Source organism: Shewanella sp. 10N.286.52.B9 (assembly GCF_002873635.1).
Taxonomy (GTDB): domain Bacteria; phylum Pseudomonadota; class Gammaproteobacteria; order Enterobacterales; family Shewanellaceae; genus Shewanella.
On the sequence record NZ_MCTY01000066.1, the window covers coordinates 1 to 9,748 of the forward strand.

The following is a 9,748-nucleotide window of genomic DNA, read 5'->3' on the forward strand; positions in this document are numbered from 1 at the left end:
GGTAAATAATATTCATTATTTTTATTTTTATTGCAAGGGTAAAATAGCCACATCGAAACTAATTCAATCTGATGTGTTATGACTTCCTCCCTGCTGTTTGTAAAACGAACTTCCCATTTGCTGTTACAAGTGGCTTTTTTGTGTGGGTTAGCTTTTAGCGCCCAATACTTGGTTGAGCTGTTAGCGTTACCCATACCAAGTAGTGTGATTGGCCTGATTTTTTTGTACAGCCTGCTGGCATTTAAGTGGTTACCTGAGCGGTTTGTGGCCGTTGGCGCAATGTGGTTAATTGGTGAATTATTGCTGTTTTTTATTCCTCCCGTTATCGCCTCAATCCATTATGCTCCTATGTTTGAAGAGTTTGGGGGTAGTTTGATGTTCACCTTAGTGCTGGGCAGTATTTCAGTGTTAGTGATCACCGGCTTTGTTATTGATAGGGTATTTAGATTCGAGCGCCGTAGAAACCGAGCAAGGCGCAACAGAGCGACAAAAATGTTAGCAGATGCAGCGCTGGCAACGTCAGATACGGTGGGAGTTTAATATGCAGTTTCTTAGCTCATTGACCTTAATGACGTCGCCATGGATGACATCACAAACCGCTGCGCTAATCTGTCTGCTAGCAACCTTAGTGGCTTATTTTACAAGTAAGTTTTTATACCGTCATTACCATTACTGGTGGTTGTCACCGATTATTTCAACACCGGCAAGTTTAATGGTATTGGTAGTGATTTTTTCAGTTCCGTTACCTACTTATTTTGTTTATAACCATTATCTTAGCGCTTTGCTTGCGCCAGCAACTATTGCCTTTGCGCTGCCCATATACCGTGAGCGTAAGTTAATTGGCCGTTATCCATTAACAATTAGCATTGGGGTGATTACTGGTTTGCTGGTGGGATTATTATCTTCATGGCTGATTGAGCAGTTTGTTTATTTACCGCCTGAGCTATCACACAGTTTACTGGTGCGTTCAGTATCAACCCCATTTGCTATTGAGGCAACTACCGCATTTGGCGGTGCACCTGATTTAACTGCAACCTTAGTATTAATTACTGGGGTGCTAGGCATGTTACTTTGCGGCCCTGTATTTAAATTAGCCAAAATTAAAAGCCCATTGGCAAAAGGTGCAGCTTTAGGCGGCGCTGCCCATGGTGTGGGCGCGGCCAAGGCGGCTGAAATTGGCCAAGAGGAAGGGGTTGTGGCCAGCCTAACCATGATTTTTACCGGTATTGCTATGGTGATTGGCGCGCCGTTATTTGCTTATGTTTTAGTGTAAATAAATCAACTGCTTTATGTTTGCTTTTTAAGCAAGCTTACCGCATATTAATTAGTCAAAATGGTTTTGATTGTTATTCTCATTTGTTTAGGTAAATGCTGCGATGAGTTAATAGTAATCAAGTCAATACACCAGCGCCGCTAATTTGATATGGGTAAAATATGAAAAATAATAATATTCCACAAGAAGCTTTTGATTGGTACGATGAATATGCCCATGGCGGTATGGACCGTCGTACTTTTATGAAAAAATTAACCGGTTTAGTGGCGCTGGGCTATTCCATGACAGTATTAACCAGTGCGCTATTACCTAATTATGCCTTAGCCGAGCAAGTGTCATTTAACGATAGTGACATTAAAGCCAGTTATCAGAACTTTGGGTCCCCCCAAGGCCATGGCGAAGGTCGAGGCTATTTAGTGTTACCCACCCAAGCTGTAGAAAACCCTGATAGTAAATTCCCTGTGGTATTGGTTATTCATGAAAATAGAGGTTTAAACCCTTACGTCAAAGATGTGGCCCGCAGGCTGGCTAAAGCAGGCTTTATTGCGTTTGCGCCTGATGCCTTGTTTCCGCTAGGTGGCTATCCTGGCAATGACGATGAAGGCAGATCCATGCAGCGCACCCTTGAGCGTGAAAAAATTCAATATGATTTTGTTGCCGCTGCTAAGTTTTTAAAATCACATCAGCAATCTAACGGTAAACTGGGGGCAGTAGGTTTTTGTTTTGGTGGCTATATGGTGAATTATTTAGCCGCGATAGAAAGCGATCTGATTGATGCCGGAGTTCCATTTTATGGTACGCCAGCGGCCAAAGCCTTACGGCCAAATATTAAGGCGCCACTGATGATCCAATTGGGTGAGCTTGATAAACGGGTTAATGCGTCATGGCCAGAATATGAAGCGGATTTAAAAGCGGCCAATGTCGATTACGTTATGCACATGTATCCCAATGCTAATCATGGTTTTCATAATGACTCTACCGGCCGTTATGATGAGAAAAATGCTGAACTTGCTTGGTCAAGAACCGTGGCATTTTTTGAAGCAAGACTAGCCTGAGTTGAGCGCTAAGCTGTGTGTGGGCATGTGTTAACTTGCCCACCTGCTCAGTGCTATTTTTCCAGAGTTCAGAGTCAGGTGAACTCTTTGCTGGGTTATCTTATCGGTTTGCATATTTTATTGGCAGTATATCCAAGCTATTCACACTCAGCTTGAATACATACTTGCCACAAATTGGCGTTATTTGACACTTTTTTAGATTAAACTAGCCTGGCTGATGGCGAAGGTGTTGTTATCTTCTATACTTTTATTATTCAGTGTTTTGGCTGCAAAGATAAAAAGTAGTTTTAGCGGTTTAAGTCGATTTTAATATCAGGGAAGAAGAGCAATTTTTAGATTCTAATAGCTTTAGTTATATTCCCCTCCCTGCGATGGCAATGCCGTTTATTTCTTAATCTCAGTACCAATAAATTCATGGTTTAAGTACAGCATTTAGCACCCTTTATCGACTGTTAACGCTAAGGTTTACTGCATGTGGTTTGGTTTATTATCGCTTAGAAATTGTATCTATGCTTCGATGATGCGTCGTGCAGCAGTTGTGTGTGTGCTATTTGTCTTAGTGACTTTGTTAATCGTAAGCGTATCTAGCTCGTTCGCTGCTGCTTTATCTGCCCCCTTATCAGAGCCTAAATCTGAGCCTTTAGTTGAACGCTCTGTAAAAACCTCAGCACAGCTCAAAATAACCCAAATATCAGAATCGTTATCACTAGCGTCAACAAAAGCAGTGGATATCGTATATTTGCAGTTACGTTGGCATCATCAATTTCAATTCGCCGGCTATTATGCTGCGTTAGAAAAGGGTTTTTATCAAGAAGAAGGTCTTGAGGTTCGTTTGCTTGAAGGCGATCCGCAACGCTTACCGGTAGCCGAAGTGTTATCGGGTAATGCTTTATATGCAGTAGGTAACAGTGAGGTGCTATACCATCGCCTTTTAGGTGAACCACTTATTGCTTTGGCTGCTATCTTTCAGCATTCACCATCTATCTTGTTGACGTTAAAAGAGTCAGGAATACGCTCTGCCCATGACCTTATTGGCAGAAGAGTGATGCTGGCGAATAAGGATAAAGATGCAGGCTTTTTGACCATGTTAGTTAATGAAGGCATTTCCTTGTCACAGCTTGAGATCGTCCCCAGCAGCTTTCAGCTTGATGATTTAATCACGGGCAAGGTGGATGCTTTTAACTCTTATATTACCAATGAACCCTATGTACTTGCTCAAGCTAATGTCCCCTATGACATTATTGATCCAGTAAGCTACCGAGTTGATTTTTACAGTGATATTTTTTTCACTACTGAAGCTGAGTTAAATAATTATCCAAAACGTGTTGCGGCAATGAGGCGAGCGACCCTCAAAGGTTGGCGCTATGCCATGGACAACCCTGAAGAAATAGTCGATATATTAATGGCTAAGTATCAGGTTAATAAAACCCGTGAGCATTTGCTCTATGAAGCTAATGCAATGCAAAACTTGATTCTGCCTAATTTGATCCAAATTGGGCATATGAACTCTGATCGCTGGCAACATATGGCAAATACCTTTGCTAAGGCCAGTGTGGTCAATGATATTCGTCACCTTGATGGCTTTATTTATAATGATAGCCCTACATCAACTCCTAACTGGCTCTACCCGGTATTATCCATAGCGCTTTTTTTGGTGGTTTTAGCCAGTAGTATCACTCTCTATATGCACTTGTTTAATCGACGTTTGGCAGAGGCTAAAACGACTTTACAGCAAAGTGAGGAGCGCTTTAGGGCTCTTAGCGAAGCAACCTATGGCGGTATTGTTATCCATGATCAGGGCCGTATCCTTGAGTGTAATAATGGTTTATCCACTATTACTGGTTTCAGTTACTCAGAGCTCATTGGTATGGATGGTTTGAAATTAATCGCGAAAGAGTATCTTGAAGCGGTAAAAATAAGAATGCATCAAGATGATAGAAATAGTTTTGAAGCTGAAGGCCTTCGCAAGGACGGAACACGATATCCGCTAAGCATTAAGGGAAAAAATATTACTTATAAAGGCTGTAATGCACGAGTTATTGAAGTTATTGATATTAGTAATAATAAAAAAATTGAAGATCAACTCAAACTCGCAGCCAGTGTTTTTACTCATGCCCGTGAGGGCATCATGATCACCGACATTAATGGGGTTATTATTGATGTTAACGCCACTTTTAGCGCGATTACCGGTTATGAGCGAGAAGAAGTCATTGGCAGAAACCCACGTTTTTTAAACTCAGGTAGGCACAACAGCGAGTTCTTCAACAGGATGTGGGCATCGTTATTACAACATAAGCAGTGGTCAGGCGAGCTGTGGAATAAGCGTAAAAATGGCGACATATTTGCCGAGCTAATCACCATTAGTGCGGTTACAGATTCCGAGGGGCAAACCCAAAACTATGTCGCACTGTTTTCAGATATCACCTCAATGAAGCGCCATCAACAACAACTAGAACACATTGCCCATTATGATCCGCTAACAGGGTTAGCCAATCGGGTAATGCTGGCGGAACGACTGGATCATGCAATGAGTCAGAGCATCAGACGCGGAAAATTTTTAGCCGTGGCTTACCTTGATTTAGATGGATTCAAAGCCGTTAATGACACCTATGGCCATAATGTCGGTGACGAGTTGCTAATTACTTTGTCGCAGTTAATGAGCGAAACTCTGCGAGATGGAGACATTCTGGCCCGTATTGGTGGTGATGAATTTATTGCTTTACTGGTGGATTTAGAGAGCATGCACGATTGTGAGTTGGTTCTAGAGCGGATGCTAGAGGTAGCAAGTTGTCCGATTAAAGCTGCTGGAGCCATTTTGCAGGTGTCTGCCAGTATTGGCGTTACCTTGTACCCTCAAGATGGTGTGAGTGCAGATCAACTGATACGCCATGCCGACCAGGCCATGTATATAGCTAAACAAAGTGGCAAAAACCGCTATCACCTGTTTGATGTCAATAAAGACAAATCCTTACAAAGCACCCTTGAGGTGATTGATGATATTCAGCGGGGGATTGAGCAAGATGAGTTTGTTTTATATTACCAGCCGAAAGTGAATATGAAATTAGGCACTGTGATCGGTTGTGAGGCGTTGATCCGTTGGCAGCACCCAGAGAAAGGCTTGCTATTACCTGGGGAGTTTCTTCCTTTTATTGATAATCATTCCATCAGTGTCACTTTGGGAGATTGGGTTATTGATACCGCGCTTTCACAGATGTATTCATGGACCCTTGCTGGCTTTGATATTGCTGTCAGCGTTAATATTGACGCCTTACAATTACAACAAAAAGATTTTACTGCCAAACTCTCAGCAGCATTAGCGCAGCGACCGTTGATTAAACCGAGTTCATTGGAGCTTGAGATACTAGAAACCAGCGCGCTGGGGGATATGGGGCAAGTGCTGGCGACAATGGAGCAATGCATTAATATTGGCGTCAGCTTTGCGCTTGATGACTTTGGCACAGGGTTTTCATCACTCACTTACCTTAAACGTTTACCTGCCAACCTACTGAAGATTGATCGGAGTTTTGTCAAAGGCATGCTGATTGATATTGATGACCGCGCCATTGTGATGGGGGTGATTAGTTTATCGCGGGCTTTTCATCGCCAAGTTATTGCTGAAGGTGTTGAAACCATCGAACATGGAACCCAGCTATTGTCTATGGGCTGCATGCTAGCGCAAGGTTATGGTATTGCACGGCCAATGCCTGCTGAGCAATTACCAATGTGGGCAGAGAGTTGGAAGCCTGATAGCGCTTGGCAGTAATCAAGAAAATACAGAATAGGAATGAGAAGGTTAAGTAAGCGAAGGGTAAAGGTCAGTGGGGCACTCGAACCCCACTGTTATTTGTCTTTTGTTTACCTAGCCAATGGTTACCTAGTTAATATTTACCTAGCCAACTAGGCCTGCATTGTCACAGCGCCGAGATAAAGCATATAGCCACTAAAGCTCACTAAACACAGCGCCCCCGCAGTGCGGCCAAAGGTATAACTTTTTTCAGTAGCAGGGATGTTTCTTTGTTTAAAATAAGTAACCATAAATGCCACAGCGACGATAGCGGTGAGTAACAGCATCATAGGGTAATCACGGGCGACCAATAATTCTGGTAATGGCTGCTTGTCACCTAACAGCGCAGGGAAGGCAATCACCCCAAGTATATTGAAAATATTTGAACCAATCACAGTTGCAAATACCATGTCATGCATACCGCGGCGCACTCCAGCAATGGCTGCTGCTAACTCTGGTAAACTGGTACCAAAGGCAATAACGGTTAGCCCAATGATTAACTCACTGATCCCGGCAGCTTTAGCCAGTTCTACAGCGCCCCAAACCATCAGTTGTGAGGCGGCTAACAGCACACTTAGCATTAATAGCGTTTCCACAGCAGAGCGGCTTTTAGATATTCCTAAAAACTCAACTTCTTCTGTGTCAGCTTCGCCTTTACCCACTAAAAAGGCTAGGTAACCACAATATGCCGCTAACGCTACTAGTAGTAATAAGCCATCTTGGAAGTCTAAATTGCCGTCTGACATTAACAGGGCGCAAAATAAGATTGCCGCGATTAAGATAGGTAAATCCCGACGAATGAAATGGACTTTAATGGATAACGGCACGAGTAAAGCACAAATGCCAAGCACTAATCCTATATTAACGATATTAGAGCCAATACCATTACCAATAGCGAGTTCGCCAGCACCATTTAGGGCTGCGATAGAGGACACGAGAAGTTCTGGAGCTGAGGTGCCAAAAGCCACCACAGTCATACCGATAAAGGACATAGAGACTTTGCAATGCTTAGCCAGAGTCGCAGAACTTGCGATCAACCGGTCGGCACTGACAGATAAAGCGATAAGACCTGCAACGAGTGCAAGTAAAGGTAAAAATAATGACAACATAATATAACGCACTGCAAGGGCTGGTTGTGTTAAGACACGAAAAACCCACGCCCAGCCCTAGCTATATGCGTGTGGTCATTCGAGTCTCGCCAGACGCTTAATGCTAAGCGTTGATTGCACCATGGTCTTCGACCAATTATGTTGACACAACCTCCTGTCGTGGTGACAGAACGGCTACTCCCTCAAATTTGGGCGCATTTTAATCTGTTATTCGATTCGTTTCAATAGCAAATTTGTGGCTATTCGCGTCAAAGCTACTGCCAAGTATTTAGCACTGATATCGCTCGGCTTACAAGCCTTAGTGCTAGGAGAGACTTGTCATGCTAAAAACCGGCTAAGATAAAGGCAACTAACTAAAAGGCCGCTTATTCTTCATTGTCATTAAGGTTATTAAAGAGCGCATCAGCAATGCGTGTAAATGTGGCCAAGTCTTCAACTGGCAGGTTTCGCAGCATTTTTTGATTCACATCGTTTTGGGTTTTTGCAATCAGTACAGCGAGTTTTTTACCGTCTGCAGTCAGTGATAATATCTGACTTCTTTTATCTTCTGGGTTTGCCGTTTTCGTTAGCCATTGGTTATCCATCATTTCTTTTATTAACCGAGCAATTTGTGCTTTATCTCTGGCTAAAAGGTTAACGATATCGTTTGCGGTGCAAGTGTGACTGTTGTTAATCAAGCTAAGGCATTTAACATGCATGGCATTTAAGCCAATTTCATTAGCCTTAAGAGAAGATCGCATGGCTAAACGGTATGAATGTGCGATGTTAAAAATCGCATCAGAAATGGATAAGTGACTCATTTTTGGTTGGTCCTGATAATTAGTTGACTTAGTCAACAATGCTAACTATAGTTGACCTTATCAACTTACTAGCTTTTTTTCAAGTCGAAGAGGATGTCTCTATGAAGCCTAGAAAGCCCAATTTGCGCTCTGTACAGGTTGCAGAGATTATTGAGCTGTCGTCTCATTTACGTCGAATTATCTTTAGCGGAACCAGTTTACAAGGTTTTCCGCAGGGGCTTGAAGGCGCGCACGTTAAAGTGTTTTTGCCATCGACGGGCGATGAAGCGCAAAAAATGCGTTCGTACACGATTCGTTTTTTTAACCCACACACTAACCAGCTAGGGTTAGATTTTGTGATTAACCGTCACCAAGGTCCTGTCACCAGTTGGGCAAAAAAGGCAAAAGTGGGCGACCGTATTAGTATAGCGGGCCCAGGTTTGATGAAATTAACTGACTTTAATCACCATAGTTACTTGCTGGTGGGGGATATCACCTCTGTAAATGCCATAAATGGTTACGTGCCTAGATTTAATCCTGATGCCCAATTAAAGGCCATTATTAGCGTGCCTACCCGTGCTGATATCATTGAGATGGATTATGACGATTCAAAAAATACTCATTGGTTTATTGAAGATGAGTCAACAATAACCCTTGAGCAACAAGTACAACTAATCGCTAAAGACTTACCCAAGGATAGTCATGTCTTTATGGGGCTAGAAGCTGGTCAAATACGCGCTTTGAAGCCCGTATTACAACAAGAGCTTGGTTTTGAAAGGCTTAACATCTTTGCTGTTGGCTATTGGAAGCAAGGGATTGATGCTGATCGTTTCGGGGCGTTGAAAAAAGTTAATCCACTGTAAATATCCATGATAACCGTCATAGCCAAGTGACAAGCTATATTATTATCAATCACAGCTAAACCATAGCAGCCAGAGCTATAATTACTGCTAAGCATAAGTATATTAGCGATTAATTGTGCTATATACCTGTTAGTCAGTGGTCAGATATCTGGCTGTTTTGATATTTAAATAAAATAATACCTTTACAATTTTTTAAACTAATGTAAGATTCTCCTCGCTCTGACATTCAGAGTTATTAATGAAACATCAAGTAAAAGTAAAGCCTCAGAATTCTACGTTATCGTTGTTCCTCTGTGTTTCCCTTAGCTTCATCGTCACATTAAATAATTCAGCTCTCAGCGCATCGCATTTTCGCGATAAATTTTTTAATTCTTAATTATATAAGGGACACATTATGTCTAACACTACTGGTATCGTAAAATGGTTTAACGAAGACAAAGGTTTCGGCTTCATCACTCAAGACAATGGCGGCGCAGATGTATTCGTACATTTCCGTGCTATCGCTTCTGAAGGTTTCAAAACTTTAGCTGAAGGCCAAAAAGTTTCTTTCGATTTAGAGCAAGGTCAAAAAGGCCCACAAGCAGCTAACGTAGTTGCTATCTAATTTGAAAGTCGACGTCACTGGCTAGCCAGTACGTTACTTCAAATAATTACGCTTTTAGGTTTACCTATTTATCGTAATTATTAAAAGAGCGAACCTTTGGGTTCGCTTTTTTGTGTCTGAAATTCAAGGTATAACGATCTGTGTATCACATCAAGGCGCTTAAGCTTAGTAACTAAAAATGCTGCAACTAAAGCGCTAGCTGGAACGCATTTAATCTTCTAAGCCTGGTAGCCTTTTTTGGCTTTAAGAGAGCTATTTTAATAAAAGCTAAAAGCTAAAAG

8 protein-coding genes are annotated in these 9,748 nt (G+C 42.1%); 6 read left to right on the top strand and 2 right to left on the bottom strand.

Translation table 11 applies throughout. The annotated features are described in order from the left end of the window. Positions 1–78: 78 nt before the first annotated feature. From BCU91_RS05010 to BCU91_RS05025, 4 genes are all read left to right on the top strand, one after another. Positions 79–540, top strand: coding sequence for a CidA/LrgA family protein (locus tag BCU91_RS05010; protein WP_102439135.1), 462 nt, complete (start codon positions 79–81; stop codon positions 538–540). Between the two features lies 1 nt (position 541). Then, complete coding sequence (locus BCU91_RS05015) at positions 542–1,273, top strand: LrgB family protein (protein WP_241904037.1); 732 nt, start codon at positions 542–544, stop codon at positions 1,271–1,273. Between the two features lie 161 nt (positions 1,274–1,434). Further along, positions 1,435–2,328: a dienelactone hydrolase family protein gene (locus tag BCU91_RS05020; protein ID WP_102531015.1), complete on the top strand. Its 894-nt coding sequence runs from the start codon at positions 1,435–1,437 to the stop codon at positions 2,326–2,328. A 472-nt stretch (positions 2,329–2,800) separates the two neighbouring features. Further along, positions 2,801–6,091 carry an EAL domain-containing protein gene (locus BCU91_RS05025; protein WP_102531016.1) on the top strand — a complete coding sequence of 1,097 codons (3,291 nt, stop codon included), beginning with the start codon at positions 2,801–2,803 and terminating at the stop codon, positions 6,089–6,091. Between the two features lie 134 nt (positions 6,092–6,225). Here the strand turns inward: BCU91_RS05025 and BCU91_RS05030 are convergent, their stop codons facing one another. Continuing rightward, on the bottom strand, positions 6,226–7,221 hold the full coding sequence (locus tag BCU91_RS05030; RefSeq protein ID WP_241904038.1) for a calcium/sodium antiporter: 996 nt from the start codon (positions 7,219–7,221) through the stop codon (positions 6,226–6,228). Positions 7,222–7,586: 365 nt separating this feature from the next. Continuing rightward, positions 7,587–8,021: a MarR family winged helix-turn-helix transcriptional regulator gene (locus BCU91_RS05035; protein WP_102439129.1), complete on the bottom strand. Its 435-nt coding sequence runs from the start codon at positions 8,019–8,021 to the stop codon at positions 7,587–7,589. A gap of 101 nt (positions 8,022–8,122) precedes the next feature. Between BCU91_RS05035 and BCU91_RS05040 the strand changes: the two genes are divergently transcribed. Next, positions 8,123–8,863 (top strand): siderophore-interacting protein, encoded by a 741-nt coding sequence (locus tag BCU91_RS05040; protein ID WP_102531017.1) that lies wholly within the window; start codon positions 8,123–8,125, stop codon positions 8,861–8,863. 394 nt (positions 8,864–9,257) lie between these two features. Further along, positions 9,258–9,467, top strand: coding sequence for a cold-shock protein (locus BCU91_RS05045; RefSeq protein WP_076539522.1), 210 nt, complete (start codon positions 9,258–9,260; stop codon positions 9,465–9,467). Positions 9,468–9,748 lie beyond the last annotated feature (281 nt).

Excerpts from the sequence above, each read along its gene's own strand:
- BCU91_RS05020 (WP_102531015.1), top strand. The coding sequence starts at position 1,435 with ATGAAAAATAATAATATTCCACAAGAAGCTTTTGATTGGTACGATGAA.
- BCU91_RS05040 (WP_102531017.1), top strand. The coding sequence starts at position 8,123 with ATGAAGCCTAGAAAGCCCAATTTGCGCTCTGTACAGGTTGCAGAGATT.
- BCU91_RS05030 (WP_241904038.1), bottom strand. The coding sequence starts at position 7,221 with ATGTTGTCATTATTTTTACCTTTACTTGCACTCGTTGCAGGTCTTATC.
- BCU91_RS05015 (WP_241904037.1), top strand. The coding sequence starts at position 542 with ATGCAGTTTCTTAGCTCATTGACCTTAATGACGTCGCCATGGATGACA.
- BCU91_RS05025 (WP_102531016.1), top strand. The coding sequence starts at position 2,801 with ATGTGGTTTGGTTTATTATCGCTTAGAAATTGTATCTATGCTTCGATG.
- BCU91_RS05045 (WP_076539522.1), top strand. The coding sequence starts at position 9,258 with ATGTCTAACACTACTGGTATCGTAAAATGGTTTAACGAAGACAAAGGT.
- BCU91_RS05035 (WP_102439129.1), bottom strand. The coding sequence starts at position 8,021 with ATGAGTCACTTATCCATTTCTGATGCGATTTTTAACATCGCACATTCA.
- BCU91_RS05010 (WP_102439135.1), top strand. The coding sequence starts at position 79 with ATGACTTCCTCCCTGCTGTTTGTAAAACGAACTTCCCATTTGCTGTTA.